The 23687-nt window shown below is 64.4% G+C and carries 23 protein-coding genes, 1 pseudogene and 1 riboswitch; of the genes and pseudogenes, 10 read left to right on the forward strand and 14 right to left on the reverse strand.

All coding sequences use genetic code 11. From position 1 onward, the window contains the following. Positions 1-136 precede the first annotated feature (136 nt). The 4 genes from bioD to bioB all read right to left on the reverse strand — a co-directional run bounded on the left by bioD (position 137) and on the right by bioB (position 4643). The gene (gene bioD / locus RF638_RS00880) at positions 137-853 is read right to left on the reverse strand and encodes a dethiobiotin synthase (RefSeq protein WP_095796214.1); all 717 of its coding nucleotides are present in this window, start codon (positions 851-853) and stop codon (positions 137-139) included. Continuing rightward, positions 853-2010, reverse strand: a complete 1158-nt coding sequence (locus RF638_RS00885) for an 8-amino-7-oxononanoate synthase (protein ID WP_129700911.1) — start codon at positions 2008-2010, stop codon at positions 853-855. The genes bioD and RF638_RS00885 overlap by 1 nt, the downstream gene beginning before the upstream one ends. 88 nt (positions 2011-2098) lie before the next feature. Then, complete coding sequence (locus RF638_RS00890) at positions 2099-3547, reverse strand: aspartate aminotransferase family protein (protein ID WP_129700909.1); 1449 nt, start codon at positions 3545-3547, stop codon at positions 2099-2101. Next, positions 3540-4643, reverse strand: coding sequence for a biotin synthase BioB (gene bioB, locus RF638_RS00895; protein ID WP_095796211.1), 1104 nt, complete (start codon positions 4641-4643; stop codon positions 3540-3542). Before bioB ends, RF638_RS00890 begins: the two co-directional genes overlap by 8 nt. Positions 4644-4736: 93 nt before the next feature. Between bioB and RF638_RS00900 the strand changes: the two genes are divergently transcribed. Next, on the forward strand, positions 4737-5258 hold the full coding sequence (locus RF638_RS00900; RefSeq protein WP_368629029.1) for a TetR family transcriptional regulator: 522 nt from the start codon (positions 4737-4739) through the stop codon (positions 5256-5258). Positions 5259-5285: 27 nt separating this feature from the next. On the opposite strand, the gene RF638_RS00905 is transcribed toward RF638_RS00900, so the two are convergent. Then, a complete protein-coding gene (locus RF638_RS00905; RefSeq protein ID WP_368841230.1) occupies positions 5286-6236 on the reverse strand; it encodes a LysR family transcriptional regulator in 951 nt (316 codons plus the stop codon). A gap of 130 nt (positions 6237-6366) precedes the next feature. Here RF638_RS00905 and RF638_RS00910 point away from each other — a divergent pair, with 130 nt between their 5' ends. Next, on the forward strand, positions 6367-7770 hold the full coding sequence (locus tag RF638_RS00910; RefSeq protein WP_095796208.1) for an MFS transporter: 1404 nt from the start codon (positions 6367-6369) through the stop codon (positions 7768-7770). Between the two features lie 34 nt (positions 7771-7804). Beyond that, entirely contained in the window at positions 7805-8725 is a 921-nt protein-coding gene (mmsB, locus tag RF638_RS00915) for a 3-hydroxyisobutyrate dehydrogenase (protein ID WP_129700903.1), read from the forward strand. A gap of 27 nt (positions 8726-8752) precedes the next feature. Here the strand turns inward: mmsB and RF638_RS00920 are convergent. After that, a pseudogene (locus tag RF638_RS00920) lies at positions 8753-9861 on the reverse strand (alcohol dehydrogenase catalytic domain-containing protein). A 103-nt stretch (positions 9862-9964) separates the two neighbouring features. Here RF638_RS00920 and RF638_RS00925 point away from each other — a divergent pair. Continuing rightward, entirely contained in the window at positions 9965-10459 is a 495-nt protein-coding gene (locus RF638_RS00925; protein WP_129700901.1) for a GNAT family N-acetyltransferase, read from the forward strand. Here the strand turns inward: RF638_RS00925 and RF638_RS00930 are convergent. Continuing rightward, complete coding sequence (locus tag RF638_RS00930; RefSeq protein ID WP_368841231.1) at positions 10456-11850, reverse strand: short-chain fatty acid transporter; 1395 nt, start codon at positions 11848-11850, stop codon at positions 10456-10458. The two genes, RF638_RS00925 and RF638_RS00930, sit on opposite strands and share 4 nt — an antisense overlap. 160 nt (positions 11851-12010) lie before the next feature. Here RF638_RS00930 and RF638_RS00935 point away from each other — a divergent pair, with 160 nt between their 5' ends. Beyond that, on the forward strand, positions 12011-12505 hold the full coding sequence (locus RF638_RS00935) for an N-acetyltransferase family protein (protein ID WP_368841232.1): 495 nt from the start codon (positions 12011-12013) through the stop codon (positions 12503-12505). A 10-nt stretch (positions 12506-12515) separates the two neighbouring features. Here RF638_RS00935 and RF638_RS00940 read toward each other — a convergent pair whose 3' ends face one another. Together RF638_RS00940 and RF638_RS00945 are read right to left on the reverse strand one after the other, a co-directional pair. Next, complete coding sequence (locus tag RF638_RS00940) at positions 12516-13280, reverse strand: cytochrome c oxidase assembly protein (protein ID WP_368841233.1); 765 nt, start codon at positions 13278-13280, stop codon at positions 12516-12518. 56 nt (positions 13281-13336) lie between these two features. Next, a complete protein-coding gene (locus RF638_RS00945; protein ID WP_368629041.1) occupies positions 13337-13864 on the reverse strand; it encodes a DUF2243 domain-containing protein in 528 nt (175 codons plus the stop codon). A 180-nt stretch (positions 13865-14044) separates the two neighbouring features. Between RF638_RS00945 and RF638_RS00950 the strand changes: the two genes are divergently transcribed. After that, positions 14045-14590 carry a MarR family winged helix-turn-helix transcriptional regulator gene (locus RF638_RS00950; protein WP_095796201.1) on the forward strand — a complete coding sequence of 182 codons (546 nt, stop codon included), beginning with the start codon at positions 14045-14047 and terminating at the stop codon, positions 14588-14590. A gap of 48 nt (positions 14591-14638) precedes the next feature. After that, positions 14639-15859: an NAD(P)/FAD-dependent oxidoreductase gene (locus RF638_RS00955; RefSeq protein WP_368841234.1), complete on the forward strand. Its 1221-nt coding sequence runs from the start codon at positions 14639-14641 to the stop codon at positions 15857-15859. Positions 15860-15869: 10 nt separating this feature from the next. On the opposite strand, the gene RF638_RS00960 is transcribed toward RF638_RS00955, so the two are convergent. The 4 genes from RF638_RS00960 to RF638_RS00975 form a co-directional block, all read right to left on the reverse strand. Beyond that, positions 15870-16703 carry a CoA ester lyase gene (locus RF638_RS00960; RefSeq protein ID WP_129700891.1) on the reverse strand — a complete coding sequence of 278 codons (834 nt, stop codon included), beginning with the start codon at positions 16701-16703 and terminating at the stop codon, positions 15870-15872. A 108-nt stretch (positions 16704-16811) separates the two neighbouring features. Beyond that, a complete protein-coding gene (locus RF638_RS00965) occupies positions 16812-18002 on the reverse strand; it encodes an acetyl-CoA C-acetyltransferase (protein ID WP_368841235.1) in 1191 nt (396 codons plus the stop codon). Then, a complete protein-coding gene (locus tag RF638_RS00970) occupies positions 17999-18676 on the reverse strand; it encodes a CoA transferase subunit B (protein ID WP_095796197.1) in 678 nt (225 codons plus the stop codon). The genes RF638_RS00965 and RF638_RS00970 overlap by 4 nt, the downstream gene beginning before the upstream one ends. After that, positions 18673-19416, reverse strand: a complete 744-nt coding sequence (locus RF638_RS00975; RefSeq protein ID WP_173674259.1) for a CoA transferase subunit A — start codon at positions 19414-19416, stop codon at positions 18673-18675. The genes RF638_RS00970 and RF638_RS00975 overlap by 4 nt, the downstream gene beginning before the upstream one ends. Before the next feature lie 167 nt (positions 19417-19583). Here RF638_RS00975 and RF638_RS00980 point away from each other — a divergent pair, with 167 nt between their 5' ends. Further along, positions 19584-20402 carry an IclR family transcriptional regulator gene (locus RF638_RS00980; protein ID WP_129700889.1) on the forward strand — a complete coding sequence of 273 codons (819 nt, stop codon included), beginning with the start codon at positions 19584-19586 and terminating at the stop codon, positions 20400-20402. A 221-nt stretch (positions 20403-20623) separates the two neighbouring features. Next, on the forward strand, positions 20624-21256 hold the full coding sequence (locus RF638_RS00985) for a M23 family metallopeptidase (protein WP_254049193.1): 633 nt from the start codon (positions 20624-20626) through the stop codon (positions 21254-21256). On the opposite strand, the gene RF638_RS00990 is transcribed toward RF638_RS00985, so the two are convergent. Then, positions 21253-22005, reverse strand: coding sequence for a 3-hydroxybutyrate dehydrogenase (locus tag RF638_RS00990; RefSeq protein ID WP_368841236.1), 753 nt, complete (start codon positions 22003-22005; stop codon positions 21253-21255). The two genes, RF638_RS00985 and RF638_RS00990, sit on opposite strands and share 4 nt — an antisense overlap. 93 nt (positions 22006-22098) lie before the next feature. Continuing rightward, positions 22099-22189: riboswitch (SAM riboswitch) on the forward strand. A 13-nt stretch (positions 22190-22202) separates the two neighbouring features. On the opposite strand from RF638_RS00990, the gene RF638_RS00995 reads away from it, so the two are divergent. Further along, entirely contained in the window at positions 22203-23414 is a 1212-nt protein-coding gene (locus RF638_RS00995) for a cobalamin-independent methionine synthase II family protein (RefSeq protein WP_129700883.1), read from the forward strand. Positions 23415-23687 lie beyond the last annotated feature (273 nt).

Consider the following 23687-nt stretch of genomic DNA (forward strand, 5'->3'; position numbering starts at 1 on the left):
ATCCAGCAACCTGCGCGAGTCTGAGGTGAGGCAACGGCACCGACGAAGTCTCAAGTGAGGGAAGTGTCGATTTCCTGCTCCGAAATGGCATTTCCCTCCCACCACACTTCAGACCTGCAGTTACTTCACCTCATACTCAGCCCACGGAGCCCCAGCCCTTCGGGATGGCACCAAGGAGAGGGATGCTCCTGCCGTCCTCCGCATGGATGTTAACGATGTAGTCGCGATTGGTCTCGTGCAGTATCTGCGGATTCGAGGGCCAACTACCCAGCACCGTTCCGAGCACGCGCACTCCCCTGCGATACAAAGCTTCGAGGCTGAGCAATGTGTGATTCAGGGTGCCCAAATCGGGGCGGCCCACGAGCACTACTCCCACGTACGGATCGACGTCGCGGCTTATGCGCTCGGTCAGATCCGCGATGTTGCGCCCCTGACCGTCGAGTTCCACGAGCACACCTCCGCTGCCCTCAACGAGCACCAGGTCGTGATCGCTCAGCAGCGCGGCAACGCGTTCCGCGTGATCGTCGAGGTTCAACAGTGGCACCTGGTCGATGGCCGCTGCCGGTGGCGGGGCCATGGGCGCCGAGAGTCGTTGACCTTCGGCAGTGGTGAGGAGATCGCTAGGTACGCCGGCAGCGGCAAGTAAGCGGGCGACGTCGTCGATGTCGCCGGAATCACCGGGAAGCACGCCCGTTTGGACCGGTTTATAGACGGCAATCCGACGCCGCCCCGCCGAGCACCCGGCCAAGGCAAGGGCCGCGGTGGCGTAGGTCTTGCCGACGTCCGTATCGGTGCCCGTGACGACCACAACCCCGGTCAGGAGTTCCGCCGCCCGCGCCAAAGGATTACCCATCACGCGACCACCCCGAGCGGTCGGGCACCCAACTCAGTTATGACGTCTTGGACCTCGCTCAATGCGTCCGTCAATGCTTGTAATTCCACGTTTGCTCGGGCCGTGAGCCTTAACCGACTGATGCCGTCCGGCACTGACGGTGGGCGGAAGCAGCCGACCAGAATCCCTCGATCGCGCAAGGTCTCGGCCGTAGTGAGCGCCAACTCCGGCGATTCGATCGGTACGGACTGAACTGCCGCGAGGGCGTGCTCGATCCCTAGTACCTCAGCGATGACTCGGCCGTTAGCGTGCAGCCGTTCCGCCAGATCCGGTTCGCGGACAATGATTCGGCACGCCTCAGTTGCCGCGGCCGCGCTGGCCGGGGCGAGCGCCGTATCGAAAATGAAAGGACGCGCGACATTGACCAGGTGATCGCGCAACAGCTCGGACCCCAGAACCGCTCCGCCCTGTGCGCCCAAGGCCTTGGACAGCGTGACGGTCAGGACCACATTGGGGTGGCCCGCCAGGCCTTCCTGGTGTGCGAGCCCGCGTCCCCGCCCAGCGACACCGATTCCGTGTGCCTCATCCACCACGAGCAGTGCCCCGTGGAGTTCGCATACCGCGGCGAGTTCTTTGAGTGGAGCATGATCGCCGAGCACCGAGTAGATGGACTCGACGACCACGATGGCGCGCTTCTGACTGCGCTCCTTGAGCAACTGCGCCACGTGTTCAACGTTGTTGTGCCCGGAAATCACCACTGGCGCTCGAGACAGACGCGCCCCATCCACCAGGGACGCGTGCACGTGCTGATCGGAAACGATCAGGGTGTCCGCCTCCCCCAGGGCCGTGAGCAAGCCAGTGTTCGCTGCATACCCGCTGGAGAATACAAGCGCGGCGGGCTGTCCCGTTAGATCGCAGAGGGCCCGTTCGAGGTCCGCGTGAACGCTCAATGTTCCGGTGACCAGTCGGGACGCGCGCGATCCCGCGCCGTACCGGTGCAGGGCTTCCGCCGCGGCAGCCACAACTCGCGGATCCCGTGACAGCCCCAGGTAGTCGTTGGACGCCAAATCGACCGAGTTCTCGCGGATCGCCACGGTACGACGCCGCAGCCCCAAGTCCGCGCGTGTACTCGCCTTGTCGTGCAGCCAGGAATCGAGCGGTCCGGTCTTCCCAATCATGAGGTGGCCTCCTGCGCACGCGTGGACAAAGGCGATGGCGCTTCGCAGTGCGGCACCGCGACCGGTTCAGCTGCCGGGCAAGTGGCCATCACCGTGCGCTCACCGCCTGCTGCGCGACAGTTCCTGCCGCGGCGACCATGGCGCGGGCGATCCGCTCGATCTCGCGCTCGGTGCAGACGTACGGCGGCATGGCATAGAGCAGATTCCCGAAGGGTCGCAGCCAGACGCCGCGTTCCAAGGCAGTCCGAGTCAGCACGCCCCGATCCGGCGCGTCGTGGAATTCAATAACCCCCACGGCCCCGATCACTCTGACATCCGCCACCGTGGACAGCTCCGTGGCAGTCGGCAGGATTTCTTGTAATTTCAGATTCTGCCGGGTCACGCTCGGCCGCCAGCTCTCCTGAAGCATGGCCAGCGATTCATGAGCCACCGCGCACGCCAACGGGTTGGCCATGAAGGTGGGGCCGTGCATCAGTGCACGCTGTGGCGAATCCGTGACGACGACCGCAACCCGCCGCGAGACGAGGACCGCCGCCAGCGTCAGGTAACCGCCGGTCAGCGCCTTACCCACGCACATCACATCCGGGACAATGCCCGCCCACTCGCACGCGAACCACGCGCCGGTGCGCCCGAAACCGGTGGCGATTTCGTCCGCGATGAAGACCAGGTCCAGTTCATCGGCGAGCTCGCGCAGCGCCTTGAGACAGCGAGGATCGTAGGTGCGCATGCCACCCGCGCCCTGCAGGATGGGCTCGACGATCACGCCCGCCAGCTCGTGTCGGTGGTGCCGCGCGGTTTCTTGTAGTTCCGAGATCCAACGATCAACTTCGTCGGTATTGCTCGACCACGAACCCGCCGGCAGATTGCCGAACCATCCGGAAGCGGCGTCGTCGGACACCGCGTAGTCGGGCGCGGGGGCGTCGAAAAAGCGATCAGCGGCGTCGGCAAGATCCCCGGCCGGAACGAAGCGCGCTGCGGGCGGGGGTGCCACGAACAACTGGTCCGCAACGAGCCCGCTGAACTGCGCGTGCATGCCGCCTTCGGGATCGCACACGCTCATGGCACCGGTAGTGTCCCCGTGGTAGCCGCCGCGGACCGTGAGGATACGGCGCCGCTCGGGACGACTCCGCGCCGCTTGATACTGGACCGCGAGCTTGAGGGCCACTTCAACACTGACGGAACCGGAGTCGGCGAGGAACACGTGGTCCAGACCCTCCGGCGTGACGGCCACGAGTCGTTCGGCCAATTCCACTGCGGGTTGGTGGGTTAAACCGCCGAACATCACGTGGGAGAACCGGCTGATCTGCTCCACCGCAGCACGGTCCAGCCGTGTATTGCGGTAGCCGTGCACCGCACACCACCACGACGACATGCCGTCAATGGCATGTATCAACTCGCCATCCGGGGACCGCAGATTCAGGCTGACGCCGTCGGCTTCCTCGACCGCGTACGGTGGCTCGCCGTCGAGTGCTTCGTACGGGTGCCACAACAAGCCCCGGTCCCGGTCGGCGAGGGATCGCTCGCCCGATTTAAGCATTGGGGGCCACCGCCGTGCCCGCCCCACGACGCCGCAGCGCCGGCTCCAAACCCAGGTCCACCTTTTCGTAGGGTTCGGGTACGGCCGCGGTGTCGGCATTCGAAGCGTCGTCGGAAGCGGACCCGAGAACGGTGAAGCCGGCGTCGGCAATCATGTCCAGGTCCGCTTTGGCGGCCTGGCCCTCGGACGTCAGGTAGTCACCCAAGAACAGCGAGTTGACTACGTGCAACGCCAGCGGCTGGAGCGAACGCAAGTGCATTTCGCGACCGCCCGCCATGCGAATCTCCTTGTCCGGGCAGACGAAGCGCACCACGGCGAGGATCTTGAGGCACTTTTGCGGGCTCAGCTGCCAAGTACCCGCTAAGGGAGTGCCCTCGAAGGGCATCAGGAAGTTGACCGGCACCGAATCCGAATCGAGCTCGCGCAAGGCGAAAAGCGCCTCGACGAGCTGTTCGTCCGTCTCACGCATGCCCACGATCAGCCCCGAACACGGCGAGAGCCCCGCGCCTTTGGCTCGCTCCACGGTGTCCACGCGGTCCTGGTAGGTGTGCGTCGAGCAGATGCTCTCGTAATTGGACTCGGCGGTGTTGAGGTTGTGGTTGTAAGCATCCACGCCGGCGTCACTGAGGGTCTCGGCCTGGCCGTCTTTGAGCAGACCCAGGCAAGCACAGACCTCCACCCCGGGGTGCTGTTCCTTGAGCGCCTCGACCGTTTGCGTCACGGTGTTGACTTCGCGATTGGACGGTCCGCGACCGCTCGCCACCAGGCACACGCGGCTCGCGCCACCCTTGATGCCGTGCTGCGCCTGCTCCACAGCCTGCTCGGGAGTGAGCCACGAGTACTTCAGGATGCCCGCGCCGGAATTCAACCGCTGCGAACAATAGCCGCAGTCCTCCGCGCACAACCCGGACTTGAGGTTGACCAGGTAGTTCACCTTGACGGTCATCCCGAAGTGCTCGCGCCGCAATCGGGCCGCGGCAGCCACCAGGTCGAGCATGTCCTGATCACTGGTTTCGAGCAGTTGGAGCGCCTCTTCGGGGGTCACCGGCTCACCGTTGAGCGTGCGATCTGCGAGATCGTTGAAGTTCTTGAACACCGTTCAATTATTGAACAGTGTTCAAGTTTGTCAATCCGAGGGTGCCCCGCGGGTAAAGTTCCAATCGTCCCCGCCCAGATTTCGAGGAGCACCATGGCCCTGTCTCGCGACCAGATCGTGGCTGCCGCGTGGGGCATTCTGCAGAGTTACGGCCTGGGCGACCTCTCGATGCGCCGCCTTGCCAAGGACCTCGGAGTCCAACCCGGCGCCCTCTACTGGCACGTGGCCAATAAACAAGAGCTGCTCGGAGTGCTCGCCCAGCGCATGGTTGCGCCGCTCTCAACAGAGGCACTTGACGACGCCGCTCCCCCGCGTGATCGCGCCGCCCACCTGACGCGTGAGTTTCGTTCGCTGATCCTGGCCGTGCGCGATGGCGCGGAAGTCGTGAGCGTGGCGCACTCGATCAACCCGGAAAGTCTGAGTCCGGTGCCGGAACTGGTGGCGCTCTCCACTGAATCCGGATCACCCCAGGGCGAAGCGAAATATACAGCCCTCACCCTGGTTCGCTTCACCTTGGGGTCGGTCAGCACGGAGCAGACGCGGGAGGCCATGGGGCTGGACACCTCATCCTCTGAAGCGGAGTTCACTGCGGGTCTCGAGCTGCTTTTGAGCTGAGGGTGATCCGCGCCAATCCGGCTCCCGCTAGGCCCGCTCATCCTCCGGCGGGGCAGCCGCAAGCTCATCATTCATGTCGTGCACCGCGGCCCGGAGAGCACTCATGACTGCTTGCACCGCGGGCCGTCGGAGCAGATCGGGGCGTGAGACTACCCAGTAGGACACGGGGAAAGTCAGTTCTCTGGGGAACAGTCGCACCAGGTCACTGGCCCGTTCGGCCATGAAGCACGGCAGGAGTCCGATCCCCGCACCGGCGCGCGTGAGCTCCACATGGACCATGGAGGACGTAGCCCCCACCGATTGCCGCATACGCGGAAAGTAACTCACCGGATCCGTCAGCTCCGGAACGTCTTGCATCGACTCCACGAAATAGAGGAGCGGGTGGTCCTGCACCTGGTCGGGTTCGGTGATCGCTTCATGGGTCTCGAGATAGGACCGAGACGCGTACATTCCCAACGTGTAGTCAGCCAAGTGGAAAGCCTCGTTCCGTGAGACCTCCGGCCGTCCCACCACCACTTCGAAGTCGATGCCCACCAGATTGGTTCTGGCCCTCCGCGCGGCATTGATCATTTCCAGGCGAACGCCGGGGTGGGTTTCGGACAATCTGCGTATGGCCGCCCCAACGACCACACCACCGAACCCCTCGGGCACGAGTACGCGAACCACACCCCGCACAGAACCGCCAACGCCGCCCGAATCCAACGCCAACGAGCCGAGTGCCAGTTCAATGTCTTCACCGGCCGAGACGAATTCGCGCCCCAGTTCCGTGGGTTCCCATACCTCCCCGGAACGAACGAGCAGGCGGGCTCCGGCAGATTTCTCCAGGGCCGCGATCCTGCGGGAGACCGTGGTGTGACTGATCCCCAGCGCAGCACCCGCACCCAAGTACGAGCCGTGGCGCACCACGGAGAGCAGTAGCAACAGATTGTCGACGTCTTGCGCCACTCGCACCCCTCCCATGTGTATCGCAAAGCTCATCGAGAGCAGTGTGTGCATTTTTGCACAGCGGGGGCCAGGTTCTGGTCATTGAGGAAGTCCGGAGCTAGCAGTAGGTTTGACCCACTGCGGCGTGATCGCGGTCACGGTTTTGATTCATAAGGAGAACCCCATGAGCACCGCGGACCGGGCCACCCCCGCAGCCGAACTCGATCCCAATGACACTCCGGAGAACCGCGCGGGACTCAAGAAGGTCGTGGCCGCCTCAATGGCCGGCACCGTGGTCGAGTGGTACGAGTTCTTCTTGTTCGCAACCGCGTCCACCTTGGTGTTCGGCCCGTTGTTCTTCGTGGACACGGGCAACCCCTTGGACGGCATCATCAAGGCCTTCCTCATCTACGCGGTTGGTTTCATTGCACGCCCACTGGGTGGCATCGTCTTCGGGCACTTCGGTGACAAGTTCGGCCGTAAGCATCTGCTCCAAGTGGCCATCATTCTGGTGGGTGCCGCGACCTTCCTCATGGGCTGCCTACCCACGTTCCACCAAGTCGGCTACTGGGCTCCCACGCTGCTCGTGATCCTGCGCTTCGCACAGGGCTTCGCCGTGGGTGGCGAGTGGGGCGGCGCCGTGCTGCTCGTGGCCGAGCACTCTCCCAACAAGGAGCGCGGCTTCTGGGCGAGCTGGCCCCAGGCCGCGGTCCCGTTGGGCAACCTGCTCGCAACCGTGGTTCTGTTGATCCTCTCCCGCACGCTCTCCGACGAGCAGTTCCTCTCGTGGGGCTGGCGCGTGGGCTTCTGGCTGTCCGTGGTCATCGTGATCGTCGGCTACTACATCCGCACCCATGTTTCGGACGCTGCAATCTTCAAGGAGACTCAGGAAGAGGTCATCGAGGCCAAGGGTGCCGCATACGGTGTGGCCGAAGTGTTCCGCCGCTACCCCCGCGGCGTATTCGGCGCCATGGGACTGCGCTTCGCAGAGAACATCCTCTACTACATCGTGGTCACCTTCTCGATCACGTACTTGTCCACACAGCTGAAGATGGACACCTCTAACATCCTGCTGCTCCTGCTGGTGGCGCACATCATCCACGCCATCCTGGTGCCCCTGATGGGCCGGTTCACGGACAAGATCGGCCGACGCCCCGTGTACGCAGCCGGTGCGCTGATGGGCATCGTGTGGTCGTTCATCGCGTTCCCCATGTTCAACACTCAGAACGACTGGGTCATTCTTGCCGCCATCGTTCTGGGCCTGGCAATCCACGCCTTCATGTACGCCGGACAACCCGCCATCATGGCCGAGATGTTCCCCACACGCATGCGGTACTCGGGCGTCTCGCTGGGCTACCAGGTCACCTCGATCGTCGCGGGTTCGCTGGCTCCCATTATTGCGACCACCCTGTTGCGCCAGTTCGGCTCCTGGGTGCCCATTTCCATCTACATTTCGATCGCGTGCCTCATCACGCTGTTCGCCGTGGCCACATTGCGCGAGACCCGCGGTATTTCTTTGCAGTCGATCGACGCCGAAGACCGACGCCGCCTGGACCAGGAACGCACGACACACACCACCAGCTCCTGATCTTCCTCGGGGGCCCGCCGAAAGGGACACCACCATGACCACCATCAGCTGGATCGGCCTGGGAAACATGGGCGGACCCATGTCCGCCAACCTCGTGAAGGCGGGCCACGACGTCCGCGGTTTCGACCTCAATGAACAAGCGATGCACGAGGCTAAGGCCCAGGGCGTGACGACCTGCAGTTCTATCGAGGAAGTCCTGGACGGCGCGCAGGTGGTCTTCACCATGCTGCCAAAGGGTGAGCATTCGCGAGCCGTGTACCTCGGGGACAGTGGAGTCTTGGCCCTCGCGCCACAAGACGCCCTGCTCATCGACAGTTCGACCATCGACGTGGAAACCGCGGTCGACCTGCACAAGACCGCCGCGGAGGCGGGATTCGAATTCGTCGATGCCCCGGTGTCCGGAGGCATTAGTGGCGCGGCGGCCGGGACCTTGACGTTCATGGTGGGCGGCGAGAGCGGCGCAGTCGAGAAAGCCAAGCAGTACATCGAGCCCATGGCCGGGCGGATCGTCCACACCGGCGAGGCGGGAACCGGTCAGGCCGCGAAGATCGTGAACAACATGATGCTGTTCATCAGCCTGGAGGCCTGCGGCGAAGGCGCTGTCCTTGCCGACCGGCTGGGCCTGGACCCGCAGGTGTTCTGGGACATCGCCTCGGTCTCGTCCGGCAACTCCTGGGCCCTGCAGACGTGGTATCCCGTGCCGGACATCGTCGACTCCTCGGCGGCGAACAACAACTTCAAGGCCACGTTCTCCGCGGCACTTGCGGCCAAGGATGTGGGGCTCGCGCTGGCTGCGGGTGAACAGACCGGGGTGAACCTCCCCGCGGCCGAGCTCGCGGCCCAGCGGTTCCAGCAACTCGTGGACGAGGGCTACGAGAACCTGGACTGCAGCCTGATCGCCAAGTACGCGGCCCCGGACGGAAAAATCCGGGGCTGGAACCCGGACGAGGCCTGACAGCGCTCATCCCGGGCGGGGGCAGGTTCAGTCCTCGAACAGAATCACCTGGCGGACGGCCTGACCGTCCGCGAGTAGGTCGAGTGAGCTGTTGATCTCCGACAGTGCGATTCGCCCGGAAATCAGCTCTTCGACCGGCAGTTTCCCCTCGCGCCACAGCTGCGCGTAGATCGGGATGTCCCGGGCGGGCACGGCTGAGCCCAGGTAGGAACCCTTGATGGTGCGGGCCTCAGCGGTGAGTACGAGCGGCGAAATGCTGGATCGCGCATCCGGGGACGGCAAACCCACAGTCACCGTGGTGCCGCCCACCTCTGTCGCGGCCACTGCGGTCTCGAACGCCTTGGGATGCCCGGCCGCCTCAATCACCACGGGGGCCTTGATGCCCTGCTCGGTCACCTGTGCGGGCGTGTAGACCTCGTCAGCTCCCAATTCACGGGCGCGTGCGAGCTTCTCCTGGTTGGCGTCCACTCCAATGACCTTGCCCTTGTCGATGGAAACGGCCGTGATGAGCGCAGCCATCCCCACCCCCCCAGGCCCACGACCATCACGGCGTGCCCATCCGCCGGTTGGCCGGCATTCAGCACGGCGCCGCCGCCGGTGAGCACCGCGCAGCCCAGGACGGCGGCGACGTCCGCGGGCACGTCGTCGCCAATCGGAACCACCGACTGCCGGTTCAACACGGCGTGCGTCGCGAACCCAGAGACCCCCAGATGGTGACGAACCTCCTCACCTTCCCGATGTAGCCGCACGTGATCACCGATGAGCACGCCGTCATTGTTGGCGGCGGTGCCCGGGGTGCACGGCAGTTTTCCGTCCGTGAGGCAGTTCTTGCATTCACCGCAGCGCGGCAGGAACACCGTGGTGACCTGCTCTCCCACGGACAGGTCTGTGACGTTCTCACCGACTTTTTCCACGACCCCGGAAGCCTCATGGCCAAGCAGCATGGGCGTGGGCCGTACTCGATTTCCATCGACCACGGAAAGATCCGAATGGCACAGGCCTGCGGCCCGAATACGAATCAGTACCTCGTCCGGGCCGGGATCGTCCAGGTCCAGCTCCGTGATGTTCAGTGGCTTCGACTCCGTGTAGGGACGCTCCAGGCCGATCTCTTCGAGGACTGCTCCGGTGATCTTCATGGTGACTCCTGGCTGAGTGCTGCACTTCGCGGGTGAGATGTGAACCACAGTAAACGTAACCTCGGACATCCACACGCGCCCACTGCGGCAATACCATAGGGCCATGAACCCGCCGGCTATCACCCTGCGCGAGCCCACTTTCGACGACGCCGCTGCCCTCGGGGACCTCCACGTGGAGACGTGGCGGGAAACCTACGGGCAGTTGATGCCGGCCTCGGCCTTCGACGACGCCGCTCGCGCCGCCCGGGTCGAGATGTGGCAAGGCACGCTGCAACGTCCAGAGAGGGACGGCACACTGCTGGTCGCTGAGACGAAGGACCAGCTGATCGGATTCGCGGGTGCCGCACCGTCGACTGATGAACATGCCGCTCGTCCCCTGGAACTTCGCATGCTCTATGTACTCGCCGAGCACCACGGCAGCGGTGCCGGACAGGCTCTCCTAGAGGCCGTCATCGGTGACAATCCTGCGTTCCTCTGGGTCGCCAAGGACAATCCCCGGGCACGGCGCTTCTACGAACGCAACCGTTTCACCACAGACGGCGCCGAAGCGGTCTACATTCAAGCCACCGGATTCATGATCGTGCGAATGGTGCGCTAAACCCCTGCCCCCACGATCAACATGGTGGCACCGAAAACGACTCCCGACACCAAGAGCACCACCGTGGTGTAACCCAGGATGTCGCGGATCTTGAGGCCCGCGATGGCCAACAGCGGCAGCGCCCAGAACGGCTGGATCATGTTCGTCCACTGGTCGCCGTATGCCACGGCCATGATCATGACGGAGGGGTCCACGTCGAGTCTCGCGGCGGCGTCGAGAAGAATGGGCGCCTGGATGGCCACCTGGCCACCGCCGGAAGGGACAAAGAAGTTGACCAGACCCGCGGACAGAAACGCCAGCAACCCCAAAGTCTGCGGCGAGGCCACCGCCACGATCGAATCGGACAGCACCTGGATGAGACCGGTGGCGGTCATGATGCCCATGATTCCGGCGTACAACGGGAACTGCAGCAGAATGTCGCCCACGTTGGAGGCAGCATTCTTGATCAGGCCCATGACCTCAAACGAATTGCGGGACAGCAAGAAAATCAATGCGAGGAACATCCAGTTCACGATGTTGAGCGTGACCGACCCGCCATGCGCGAAATGGATCACCAGGTAGGCCACGAGAGCGATCCCGATGAGGAGAGTGGGCAGTCGTGACGCGTCCAAGTGATCTGCCGGGGCCTCGACCTTGGGCTGCTGCACCTCTTGATCGGATTCCTTGAGCGCCTCCGCGGTGATCCTGTGAGATGCGGGCACTACTCGAGGAGCTACGAGCCACAGGGCCGCTGCCACCAGAATCACTGTCGCCACCGCGGCGCTCATGTTCCACCATGAGAAGGTCGTTTCGCTGATGGGAATCACGTACCCCACCTGCTTCTCGATGAAAGAACCCGGCGTGGCCGCGGTCAGCGGTCCGGAACCCGAGTACCCCATGTGCCACACCACCATGCCGGAGAACCCTGCGGCCACCAGCATGGGGAAACTGATGGGAATGTTCCTGCGGCCGAACTCGTGGGCGACCTCCCTCGCCAGTAAGGCGCCAACAACCAACCCGAAACCCCAGGTGATGAGACAGGAAATGGCTGCCACGACAAACACGAACACGTACGCCTGCAAAGGTGAACGCGGGACGGAAGCCAACCTGCCGAGTAGCGCACGCACCGGCCGTGTACTGGCGAGTGCGTGGCCGAGCAACAGCACCAAGGCCATTTGGGTCATGAACTCCAACAGCCCGGACAGGCCCATTCCCCACCCTTCGATCACGGTCACGGGACCGGAATCGGTGAGGATCAGAGCCATGACGGCGACGACCACGGTCAGCACGATGGCGAAGATCAAGGCGGAGGGGATGAACCGCTCCACCACGGAGTTCACGGGTCGCATCAGCCGGGCCAGCGGCGGCTCAGCCGTGGTGCGGGTGTCGGAATGGTGCTCGGGGGTGCTCATGGCGATACCTCGTCAGTCAGATCGGTACGGCTTGGTGCGGTGGGATCGGGTCACCAACCACCCCTGAGGCTATCGAGAGTGGCGTGGATCACACGGTATTTCGGGCCGGGCGCTACCGGCCGCTTGAACCGCCCCCGGGGCCGTTTCTTAGCGTTAAACCATGAGTGCTCCACCGATCACTTTGCGACGCCCCGAACCGACCGACGTTGAACCGCTGGCCGACGTGCACCTCCGGTGCTGGCAGGAGACGTACACGGGCCAATTACCCGACGCTTTCCTCGGAGACACCGCTTGGGAATCCCGCCGCCGCACCTGGCAAGCCATCGTGGACAATCACGGCCAGGACATGTACCCGTGGGTGGCAGAAGCGGATGATCACATCATCGGGTTCTCGATGACCGCCCACCCTCAAGAAAAGGATGACGTGCGGGACTTCCAGCTGTTCATGCTCTACGTCCTCAAGGAATTCCACGGGACGGGCGCAGGACAAGAACTCTTGGACGCCTCCCTCGACGATCAGCCGTCACAGCTGTGGATGGCCAAGGACAACCCCCGAGCGCGCAGATTCTACGAGAAGAACGGCTTTGAGGCGGACGGCGCCGAGCGGATCGACAGCGCATCCAACGGTTTGAAGACCATTCGCATGGTGCGTTAGTCGGGGCCGTCTACGACGACGTCGCTCGCGCCCTATCCGAGCTCGCTGACCGCGGTCTCGTGGCCCGGTACCACCCGGTGAACAGCAGAACGATCAGTAGCACGTCCACCGCATCTCCGCCGTAGTACATGAGCTGGGCACCGAACTGCGCATCCGCGGTTCCCACCCCCATGGGCGGGTGGGCGTACAACCACTTGGCCAGAATCGAATGCGCTGCGATGAACGCAATCAGCACCCCGGCTCGAAGCTTGAACGACGCCCTGTGCGGATCCGGGTCCACGCCCACCATGGACGCCGTGAACACATACCCCGCCAAGAAAATATGGGTGTGCACCAGCGCATGCACCCACACGGAACCGTGCATCCAATGAAACAGCGGGGTGGTGTACAGCACCCACAAGCCGCCAACGTTCAAGAGAGCGGCCACGACCGGGTGCGTGATCACCCGGACGTAGGGCGAACGGAGCATGCGAGACACCGCACGCGCTCGCCCCACGGGCAAGGCCCGCAACAGCACGCTCACCGGAGCCGAAAGCACCAGTAGGAGCGGGGCGATCATCCCGAGCAACAAGTGCCCCATCATGTGCGCGGTGAAACTCTCGTGAGCGGCCTGGCCCAAGGGGCCCACCAGGCTCGCGGCCACGCAGGCCAGTCCCGCGTAGAAGAACACGGTCCGATGAACCGGCCACGCACTGCGGTGCCGCCCGGCCCAGAGGGACCAGGCATACCCGACCGCCGTGGCAATCAGCAATGCCGCAACAAATACTTCGAACACGAGCCAGCCATCAAGGCCAGTCGCGTGGGCTGAGTCATGAGCGTGCACGGGCAGCCTCAGCGAGCGTCATGGGCCGAACGGGTCATGCGCAGCACCACCCACCCGATCACCATGAGTACGATCGCAGATCCGATCCACACCGTGTCATACAACAGCAGGTCAACGCCGTACCGGATCTGATGGATGCCCAGGATCTTGTGGTTGAGCACGCCGTCGAGGAGTTGGAACGACCCGATGCCCAGGGCCACTGCCCCAGCCCAGCGCTTCCAATTCACGCCCCCGCGGCGTCGGATATCGGCCAGCAGGAACAGGCCCCACACGGTGATGAACCACCCGAACGCGTGGAAAATCCCGTCCGTCAGCAACGCCACCTCATGGGTGGACAGATCATAAAAATGGTGCCATTGCAGGCCCAAGTGGAAGATGAACAGATCGATCATGGACGCTGCAATACCGCAACCAAACAGGAATCCCGACAGCACGGTTCGCTTGCCGGGGTGCCGTTCGTCTCTGGTTTCGACCCCGCCACGGTGTCCCGTTCGCGCTTCGTTTCGTGCGTTCGGTTCAACGGTGGACATTTCCAGCACTCCTCAACGCGACAACGGGGCTCCTGCCTTCATTGTTCATTCCCAGAGCAAGCGGTTCAATACGTGACCACCATGAGCCTCGCGCCGCTGAGATCTCACCAGGTAATAAAAGGTCTAACAACCTGCCCACCCGAGAGAAACTCCCCGAACGGCTTGGCTGCACACTAAATTTGGACCATGCCCACACCTGACGACGCCCCGAACGCGGTGAACCCGGATTACTGGCAGTTCGCAAATGCCGCCGCGTCACGCATCTCGCAAGAGTTCCCGGAATGCGACGTCACGGCCAACCGCCTGTTCGTCACGCTGTTCCGGGCGTCCTCATCGGTGATCTACGACTTCGAGTCCTCCATTCACCGCCCCGCCGGTGGCACGTGGGCCAGTTATCGCATGCTGTTCGCGCTGTGGGTTGCGGGCCCCCTGACCCCTCACCGCGCGGCCGAGCTCATGGGAATGAGCCGTGCTGCGGTCTCGAACCTCGCGGGCAATCTGGAATCCAAAGGTCTGCTGGTCAAACAGGCATCCGAGGCGGACGGGCGCTCCTTGATCCTGCACCTCACCGACACGGGCCAAACCAAGATCCAAGAGGTCTTCGCCCGGCAGAACTCCCGCGAGAACGACTGGAGCCAGGCCCTCACCGAACAAGAGCGCGAATTGCTCATCAGCCTGCTCGACAAGATCATGGACCACCGCACGGCCATCGGAGCGAAAACACGCAAGTAGCCTCCGAACCCCTGGTCAGCCCCCTCAAGCGGTCAGCAAAATGGGAGCATGACAGTTTCGGATGCCTCGACATTCCCCCGTCACCAGTCCCTCCCCTCACGGGAGCACTATCCCCTGGTGATCATCGGCAGCGGCGCGGGTGGCGTCAGCGCGGCACGTAGCTACCTCGACGCCGCCGGGCCGGGTCCCGTGCTCATGGTCACCGAAGACATCGATCCACCCTACGAACGCCCGCCGCTGTCCAAGGAAGTCCTGTCCGGCGAGAAAGAACCCACCGGCGACCCTGTCAATGGAGAGGGCCTTCCGGACGGTGTGGAGCTGCTGCTCGCCTCGTCGATCTCGGCCGTGGACATAGAGAAGCAGACCGTGGCGGCTAAGAGCTGGTCCGTGGAATTCGACCGGTTGATTGTTGCCACGGGTGCGCGCTCCAAGTCGCTTCACGCCGCGCAGGAGGGTGCCGAAATCCATTTGCTGCGATCACTCGATGACGCAAGGACCCTGGTAGCCTCCGCGCGAACGGCGTATACCGCCCTGGTGATCGGCTCCGGTTTCATCGGCTGCGAAGCAGCCGCGTCACTGGCCCAACGCGGCCTCAACGTCGCCCTGGTGACGCCCGAAAACGGGCCGCAGGAGCAACGACTGGGCGCAGCGGCGTCGTCGAGAATCAAGGACTGGCTTGAGGCCGTCGGTGTCGAGGTGCGTACCGGCCGCAGCGTGAAGTCCGTGGCGGCCCCGCGGGTCGTGCAACTCGATGACGGGACATCGTTGAACCCCGATCTGATCCTTGCCGCGGTGGGTGTGACTCCGGGCGGCACGCTCCTGGACAACTCGCCTGCGGAGGTCCGGGGCGGCCGGATCATGACCGACCAGCATCTGAAGGCGCACGCCACCGTGTGGGTCGCCGGAGATTCCGCGCTGGCCCAGCATGGCGTGGCGGGGTGGCCCATCATGGTCGAGCACTGGGGTGACGCGCTGGCCATGGGAGAAATCGCCGGGCACAATGCTGCGGTCGAGCAGAACGCGCAAAAATCGTGGGATTCGATCCCCGGTTTTTGGAGCATCATCGGTGACCACACGCTCAAATACTCCGCGTGGGGAGACGGCTTCAGCACGGCAGAGTTCCGGGAGCGGCCGGACGGGTTCGTGGTCTGGTACGGCGACGAACGCGGCGAGCTGGTGGGCGTGCTCACCTACAACTCGGACGACGATTACGAGCGGGGCCAACACCTACTTGAGCAGCGCGCTCCCCTGTCGCACGCGTTGAAATAGCCTCGAAAAGCTAGGGCGTCACGGATGCGCTCGCATCGGCGCGAGCCACCATGCGCTCCGCGAGAGTGATCACGGGCGCGTCAATGACCTGCGCCCCATGCCGGAACGATCCCCGCTGCTCCGCGGCCACTTCCACCACGCCGCGGGCCCAGTCGAGCTTGTCCGGCTTGGAGCGGAACCCTTCCTTGATCACGGCCATCTGCGAGACGTGCATCCCACCCTTGGCGGCAAAACCGGAGCTGGAGGCGTCCAGGGTCTCGCCCAGCAGTCCCTCAAGGTTCTCGACGTCCAGGAAGATCCCGTCGACCGCGAAAATCCCTGCCACCGCCGCGTGCAGCACCGTCTGCGAGCGCACGTGCAGGGAAATATCCCGGAGCGCGCCGTTGCACTTGCGGCTCGTGAGGCCACCCAGATTCACGATCAGGTCCTCTGATCCCCACATGAGGCCGACGACGCCGCTCGCGCCGGCAATCTCGCCCAGCGCCAGGGCACCATGGGGAGACTCGATCATGGACACGACTTCGTAGTCGACTAGCCCCGCGAGCTGCTCGGCGGATTCAACCTTGGGAACCGCCACACGCCGGTAGGTCGTAGAAGCCAACGCCTGCAGATCTGCAGCATGCTCATCGGTCCCCACCGGGTTCACTCGGATGACCGTGCGGGCCGGATCCAACGGGCATTCCAGGATGCACTGGCGCGCGAACTCCTTGTCCCGCGGCAGCACGCCGTTGTGCAGGTCCAACACCACCACGTCCGCCGCTTGTGCAGCCTCAGCGAACTGCTCTGGCTGATCGGCGGGAACGACAATCCAAGCCGGTCCGTTGAAGGCATGGGTGTGAGTCATCGGGCGCATCTCCTGAGTGTGGCGTGGGTCTCGTCCACTGAGTATGCAGCACAAATCCGGATAATGGAATAACTATTCCATTATCCGGATTGCGGAAACGTCACTGCATTAGCGGCTCAACAGCAACGCCTCACCCTGACCGCCGCCGCCACACAGCGACACGGCCGCCTTGCCGGAACCCCGGCGTGCCAGCTCGAGAGCCGCGTGCAGCGCCAGACGAGCACCGGACGCGCCGATCGGGTGGCCCAAGGCAATGGCACCGCCATGGATATTGGCCTTCTCCAACGGAATCCCCAGGTCATCGACCGACTGCACGGAGACTGCCGCGAATGCCTCGTTGATTTCCACGAAATCCAGCTCATCCACGGACCACCCAGCGCGTTCCAGCGCATGGTCAATGGCTCGCGACGGCTGGGAGTGCAGGGACGTATCCGGACCCGCAACCTGACCCGGCTTGCCCACCACGGCCAGCCAGGACAGACCGTGCTCCTCCGCGTAGGCGCGCGTCGTCAGCACAACGGCCGCGGCGCCGTCCGAAATCGGGGACGAGTTACCGGCAGTGATCGTGCCGTCCTTGGTGAACGCAGCGCGCAACTTGCCGAGGCCCTCGGCCGTGGACTCGGGACGAACACCCTGATCCTCGGACACCGTGACCGGATCGCCCTTGCGCTGCGGGATCTCCAGCGGCGCGATCTCGTCCGCGAACACACCCGAGGACTGCGCCTCACCCGCCAGCTGGTGGCTACGTGCCGCGACCTGGTCCTGCTGCTCGCGGCCGATCGAGCGCTCGGAATTGCCCGTCTCTGTGAGCTCGCCCATCGCAACCCCCAAAGCGGCGTCGACCAGACCGTCATTGGCCAGCGAATCGGCCAGGGTCATGTCGCCGTAGGCCTTGCCCTTGCGAGCGCCCAGGGACAGGTGCGGCGCGCTGGTCATGGATTCCATGCCGCCGGCCACCACCACGGAGGCCTCGCCGGCGCGAATCATGCGGGCCGCCTCGGTCACCGCGACCAGCCCGGACAGGCACACCTTGTTCAACGTCATGGCGGGCACGGTCATGGGCAGACCCGCTTCCACGGCGGCCTGTTTTGCGGGGTTCTGGCCGTTTCCGGCCTGCACCACGTTGCCCATGTACACGTAATCCACGGTGTCAGGGGCAATACCCGAGCGCTCCACGGCGTGCTTGATGGCGTGCGCCCCAAGCTCCACCGCGCTCAGGGACGCGAGCGTGCCCATCAGCTTGCCCTGCGGGGTACGCGCCCCATTGACGATCACAACATCATTGGCGTTCTCGGTCATTTGTCCTCCTGTACGGGAACGGAATCCGGGGTGACGTCCACAAGGTCAACCCGGTACTTCGCTTCGGTTTTTTCTGCCACTTCTTCTTCGGTCACGTCCGGGGCCAGGGTCCGCAGCACCAACCCGCCATCCTCCACGTCGAAGACGCACAAGTCCGTGACAATCCGGTCCACCACGCCCACGCCGGTCAGCGGCAAGTCGCATTCGCGCTTGATCTTGGCCGAACCGTCCTTGGCCACGTGTTCCGTCAAGACCAGCACACGCGGGGTTCCGGCCACAAGGTCCATGGCGCCACCCATGCCCTTGACCATCTTGCCGGGGATCATCCAATTAGCCAGATCCCCCTGTTCGGAGACCTGCATGGCACCCAGGATCGCCATCTTCACGTGGCCGCCTCGGATCATTCCGAAGGACGTGGCCGAGTCGAAGATCGCCGCACCGTCCTGCAGAGTAATGGTCTGCTTGCCGGCGTTGATCAGGTCCGGGTCCTCATCGCCCTCATACGGGAACGGCCCCATGCCCAGCACACCGTTCTCGGACTGCAGCACCACGCTCACGCCCTCGGGCAGGTTGTTGGCCACCATCGTGGGGATGCCGATACCCAGGTTCACGTAGTCGCCGTCGTTGAGTTCCGACGCCGCAATGGCCGCCATCTCGTCGCGCGTCCAGCTCATGCCGCGCCTCCTTCCGATTCGGCCGACGACGTCGCCGCGCCCGGCCTCGGTCGCGTGGTCCGCTGCTCGATGTCTTTGGGGGCACCCGAGTACTGCACCACGTGCTGCACGTACACACCGGGCGTCACGATGTGGTCCGGATCCAGCTCGCCCGGTTCCACGATGTTCTCGACCTCGGCAAAGGTGACCTTGCCGGAGGCAGCGCACACCGGGTTGAAGTTCCGCGAGGTGCGGCGGTAGATCAGGTTGCCGTCCGTATCTCCCTGCCACGCGTGCACCAGAGCCACGTCAGCGACGATCCCGCGTTCCTGAACATAGGTTCGGCCGTCGAACTCCGCGGTCGGCTTGCCCTCGGCAACCAAGGTGCCAACACCGGTGGCCGTGTAGAACGCGGGGATTCCCGCACCGCCGGCCCGCAGCCGCTCGGCAAGCGTTCCCTGGGGTGTGAACTCGACGTCGAGCTCACCCTCCAAGTACTGACGGGCGAACTCCTTGTTCTCCCCCACGTAGGAAGACAAAACCTTGGTGACTTGCTTGTTCTCGAGCAGCAGTCCCAGGCCTTTGCCGTCCACGCCCATGTTGTTGGACACCACGGTCAGGTCTTTCACGCCGCTGTCCCTCACCGCTTCGATGAGGTCCCGCGGGATACCGGACAGGCCAAAGCCACCCACGGCCAGGGTCATGCCGTCCCGCAGTGTGTCGGCCAGGAGTTCGGCAACGTTGTCTCTGAGTTTGGACACGGTCACCCTTTCGTAATGTGTGATCTCCATCTCAGCGTAGGAAGCGCCCACATCCTGGTCAATGAACTTCCGCATTCTTCCGGGCAAGTCCTCACATTCTGAAAAACAGCGTCTAGTCTGTCCATAATGTGAACAACTTCGCGACAGCTCCAAGCCAGGGGACGACGATGACGACACCGGATTCCAATACCTCGTCGCACTCCCGCTCACCGCATACCCAGAGGGGCACTCAGGTCGTGGCCCGGGTGGCGGCCATCCTGCAGGCGGTTGCCGCGAGTGAAACGGCTGGCTCTACCGCGGCAATTGCGCTCCACACCGGACTGACCAGGCCCACCACCCATAGGCTCCTGACGGCGCTGGCCGATGAAGGCCTGGTCGACCGCACCGAGAACGGCAACTGGGCGCTCGGACCCGAACTCCACATCCTGGGCACCGTGGCGGCCCAGCGCTATCCGGCTCAGGAACTCGCCACCCCGTGCCTGCAGCGCCTCGCGGAGGCCACGGGTGAATCCGCGTTCTTCTCTGCCCGCCGCGGCAACGAAGTCATCTGTCTGGCCCGCGTCGAGGGGTCGTTTCCGGTCCGCTCCCATGTGCTTTACGAAGGGCTCCGCCTCCCGCTGGGCGTGGCGTCCGCGGGGATCGCGATCCTCGGTCAACTCCCGCCGGATCAGCTCGAAACCGCCCTAGCGGACACCCGGGACGAACGGCAACGCCTCGGCTCTCAGCACGGCGACGCACACGTCCGCAAACTCGTCGCCCGCGTTCGCGACCACGGTTGGTCCCTGAATCCGGGACGCATTGTCGAAGGGTCATGGGGCATGGCCGCCGCGGTGTTCGATGCCTCCGGACAACCCCGGTACGCCCTGTCATTGACCGGCATCGAATCAAGATTCCGCGCCGAACGCCGCCCCCAACTGGGCGCGGCGCTGCTCGATCAGGCGCACAAATTGTCCACGGCCCTGCGCACCGGGGCGCCCTCGGCGTAAGGTGCCGGGCCTGGAAGGGTGTGCGGGCGGCGTCGTCGGCGTGGCGTACGGGCCGGACCATGTGATGAGGGCTTACTGCGCAGTAGACCCGGTTACTTTGTCGTAACCCCTGACGAAATGGTTCGCCGACGCCGCTCGGCCCACCCGCCGTGCGTGCCGGGGTGTGTGAGCGGCGTCGTGGCCTATTCCCACGAGTCGCCGGACGGGCAAGAATGAAGGGCATGGAACTCGACTATCCGTTCCACGGGCGGTGCCTGGTGCAGAACAGCCCCGCGAATCGAGTGCCGAGCCACGGAACCGATCGGTTCGGCACCAGTTTCGCGATGGATTTTGTGCCGGTGGATGGACAGAACCGTTCGGCCAGGTTCACTGGCACGTCGCTGTTGCGCACGGAGGCTCCCGAGAAGTTCGTCGGTTTCGGACAACCGGTCATTTCACCCGTGACCGGCACGGTGGTTCTGGCGGACGACCACGCCGAAGATCACGACGCCTTCCGCGGGTTGTCCTCCGTTGGTTACGCGCTGACCCAAGCCTGCCGCGTCGCCGCCGGATGGGGCGCGTTGGCTGGAAATTACGTGGTGGTGCAGGATTCCTTCAGCGGCCAGTACGTAGCACTGTGCCACCTGCGGCAAGGCAGCATCAGGGTTCGAGTTGGCCAGAGCATTCAGGCTGGGACCGCAGTTGCCCAATTCGGAAATTCTGGGAACAGCACCGAACCGCACGTGCATGTGCAGGCGGTCGATTCTCTGGATTTCGCTCAGGCTGTTGGCTTACCCCTGTCATTTCCGGACGGCCTACCCCGCAACGGTCAGATCGTGGGCGACGGCCCGGAGCGCCCGGTGCCATCTGGCTAGGACGCCGTCCAGCCGCCGTCCATCGTGTAGGCGGCACCGGTGACCATGCCGGCGGAGGGACCGGCCAGGAAGGCAATGAGCTCGCCAACCTCCTCCGGCTCGACCAGGCGTTTGATCGCTGATTCGGTGAGCATGATCTTCTCGACCACTTCGTCCTCGGGGATTCCGTGGGTGGCCGCCTGGTCCTTGATCTGCTTGTCGACCAGAGGCGTGCGCACGTAGCTGGGGTTCACGCAGTTGCTGGTCACACCGTGCGGAGCGCCCTCCAGGGCCACGGCCTTGGACAGCCCCTCCAAACCGTGCTTCGCGGCGACGTACGCGGATTTGAACGCTGAGGCGCGCAGACCGTGAATCGAGGACACGTTGATGATCCGACCCCACTCGCGCTCGTACATGTGGGGCAGGGCGGCGCGGATCAGCAGGAACGGGGACTCGAGCATGAGCGTGAGGATCCTGTGGAAGTCAGCGGGATCGAAGTCCTGGACTGCCGCGACCTTTTGAATCCCGGCGTTGTTGACCAGCACATCCACGTCGAGACTCAGGTCCGCGAGCGCTGCGGTGTCGGTGAGGTCAACGGCCCACGCCTCTCCGCCGACTTCTTGTGCCATGGTCTCGGCGGCGGCGGGGTCGATGTCGGCCACGATCACGTGGGCGCCGCGTTGCGCGAGGGCCCGAACCGCTGCCGCGCCGATGCCACTCGCACCGCCCGTGACCAGTGCTTTCTTGCCCTTGAGAGTGCTGTCCGACATGCCCCAACTCCTCGGTAATGGGTGATCTACGTCCCACACATTACGCGCGCCACAATTGGCCCGACCACCCATGCATGTTGTTTGATGAGTGAGTACCCATCCAGAGCGGCCGAGAGATCTGGCTCGTCGACGCCGCAGCAACCCGGGATTGAGCCCACGGTGCTACCGCCAGGACCGATGGAAAGGACTGCTAGTTCATGCCTCAGAACACCGATCGTATTCAGACCACCCACGTGGGATCGCTGCCCCGCACCCCCGATTTGCTGGAGGCCAACAAGCGCTTCCAGGAGGGTGAAGCCACCGCTCAGGAGTTGGATGCCGCGCTCGATAACGGCGTGATCGACATCGTCCGCAAGCAGCGCGAGATCGGTCTGGACATCGTCAACGACGGCGAATACGGCCACACCATGTCCTCCTCCGTGGATTACGGCGCGTGGTGGAACTACTCGTTCTCCCGACTGGGCGGATTGACCCCCACCAACGAGGACCGCTGGCAGGACGCCGAGGTCAAGCGCTCCTCCCCCGGCAACATCGTTCTGACCAGCTTCCCGGACCGCCGCGACCGCGCTCGTTTCCGCGACGCCTACGAGGACCCCACGGCCGGAGTTCTCGCGCACCGCGCCTCGGTCGCCCAGCCCAAGATCACCGGGCCGCTGACCTACGCCGGTCAGGAAGCCGTGGCCGGCGACATCCGCCGTCTCAAGGACGCAATGGTCGAGACCGGAGCCCAGCAGGGTTTCGTGGCCGCGTTGTCCCCGGGTTCCTGCGCACGTGTCCGCAACGAGTACTACTCGACCGACGAAGAGCTCGTGTACGCCTGCGCGGACGCCATGCGCGAGGAGTACAAGGCCATCATCGATGCCGGCCTGACCGTTCAGATCGACGACCCCTCCATCGCCGAGTCCTGGGACCAGATCAACCCCGAGCCCACCGTGGAGGACTACCTGGCCTTCACCAAGATCCGCGTGGACGCCCTCAACTACGCCCTGCGCGACCTCCCCGAGGACCAGATCCGCTTCCACCTGTGCTGGGGTTCGTGGCACGGCCCGCACACCACAGACCTCGAGTTCAAGTACCTGGTGGACCTCATGCTCACCATCAACGCGGGCGGCTACAGCTTCGAGGCGTCCAGCCCCCGCCACGGCCACGAGTGGAAGGTCTGGAAGGACCACACGCTCCCCGAGGGCAAGGTGGTCTACCCCGGTTTCGTCTCCCACTCGACCAACGTGGTGGAGCACCCGGAGCTCGTGGCCGACCGCATCGAGCAGTACGCGTCCGTGGTGGGTCGCGAGAACGTCATCGCCTCCACTGACTGTGGCCTGGGCGGTCGCCTCCACCCCTCGATCGCGTTGGCCAAGCTCGGCTCCCTGGTCGAAGGCGCGCGCCTCGCGACCGAGCGCTTGTTCTAGCAAGGTTCGCGAGCGGCGTCGGCAATCAATCGACGACGACGCCGCTCGCGCCACCCGCCTCTGCCCCCTCATTTCCCGCCCCCATCACCCTGGCTCATCCTCCCCACCCCACCGCTAGTGCCCCCGCTGCCGCCTAGGGCCACGCCGCCTCCCCGCCCGCCGGGTCCGCCGGGTCCGGCCGGCGTCGCAGCTCAGCCGGCCATCGCGGCCGACCATCTGATGCCGCCTTACGGCAAAGTAACCCGCCCTACCGGGCAGTAAGGCAGGATGAAA

This window comes from Kocuria sp. CPCC 205235 (genome assembly GCF_040980905.1).
Lineage (GTDB): Bacteria > Actinomycetota > Actinomycetes > Actinomycetales > Micrococcaceae > Kocuria > Kocuria carniphila.

Excerpts from the sequence above, each read along its gene's own strand:
- RF638_RS00935 (WP_368841232.1), top strand. The coding sequence starts at position 12,011 with ATGAGTGCTCCACCGATCACTTTGCGACGCCCCGAACCGACCGACGTT.
- RF638_RS00955 (WP_368841234.1), top strand. The coding sequence starts at position 14,639 with ATGACAGTTTCGGATGCCTCGACATTCCCCCGTCACCAGTCCCTCCCC.
- RF638_RS00950 (WP_095796201.1), top strand. The coding sequence starts at position 14,045 with ATGCCCACACCTGACGACGCCCCGAACGCGGTGAACCCGGATTACTGG.
- RF638_RS00900 (WP_368629029.1), top strand. The coding sequence starts at position 4,737 with ATGGCCCTGTCTCGCGACCAGATCGTGGCTGCCGCGTGGGGCATTCTG.
- RF638_RS00885 (WP_129700911.1), bottom strand. The coding sequence starts at position 2,010 with ATGATTGGGAAGACCGGACCGCTCGATTCCTGGCTGCACGACAAGGCG.
- RF638_RS00890 (WP_129700909.1), bottom strand. The coding sequence starts at position 3,547 with ATGCTTAAATCGGGCGAGCGATCCCTCGCCGACCGGGACCGGGGCTTG.
- RF638_RS00960 (WP_129700891.1), bottom strand. The coding sequence starts at position 16,703 with ATGACTCACACCCATGCCTTCAACGGACCGGCTTGGATTGTCGTTCCC.
- RF638_RS00995 (WP_129700883.1), top strand. The coding sequence starts at position 22,203 with ATGCCTCAGAACACCGATCGTATTCAGACCACCCACGTGGGATCGCTG.
- RF638_RS00965 (WP_368841235.1), bottom strand. The coding sequence starts at position 18,002 with ATGACCGAGAACGCCAATGATGTTGTGATCGTCAATGGGGCGCGTACC.
- RF638_RS00925 (WP_129700901.1), top strand. The coding sequence starts at position 9,965 with ATGAACCCGCCGGCTATCACCCTGCGCGAGCCCACTTTCGACGACGCC.
- RF638_RS00910 (WP_095796208.1), top strand. The coding sequence starts at position 6,367 with ATGAGCACCGCGGACCGGGCCACCCCCGCAGCCGAACTCGATCCCAAT.
- bioD (WP_095796214.1), bottom strand. The coding sequence starts at position 853 with ATGGGTAATCCTTTGGCGCGGGCGGCGGAACTCCTGACCGGGGTTGTG.
- RF638_RS00985 (WP_254049193.1), top strand. The coding sequence starts at position 20,624 with ATGGAACTCGACTATCCGTTCCACGGGCGGTGCCTGGTGCAGAACAGC.
- mmsB (WP_129700903.1), top strand. The coding sequence starts at position 7,805 with ATGACCACCATCAGCTGGATCGGCCTGGGAAACATGGGCGGACCCATG.
- RF638_RS00905 (WP_368841230.1), bottom strand. The coding sequence starts at position 6,236 with ATGAGCTTTGCGATACACATGGGAGGGGTGCGAGTGGCGCAAGACGTC.
- RF638_RS00930 (WP_368841231.1), bottom strand. The coding sequence starts at position 11,850 with ATGAGCACCCCCGAGCACCATTCCGACACCCGCACCACGGCTGAGCCG.
- RF638_RS00980 (WP_129700889.1), top strand. The coding sequence starts at position 19,584 with ATGACGACACCGGATTCCAATACCTCGTCGCACTCCCGCTCACCGCAT.
- RF638_RS00990 (WP_368841236.1), bottom strand. The coding sequence starts at position 22,005 with ATGTCGGACAGCACTCTCAAGGGCAAGAAAGCACTGGTCACGGGCGGT.
- RF638_RS00970 (WP_095796197.1), bottom strand. The coding sequence starts at position 18,676 with ATGAGCTGGACGCGCGACGAGATGGCGGCCATTGCGGCGTCGGAACTC.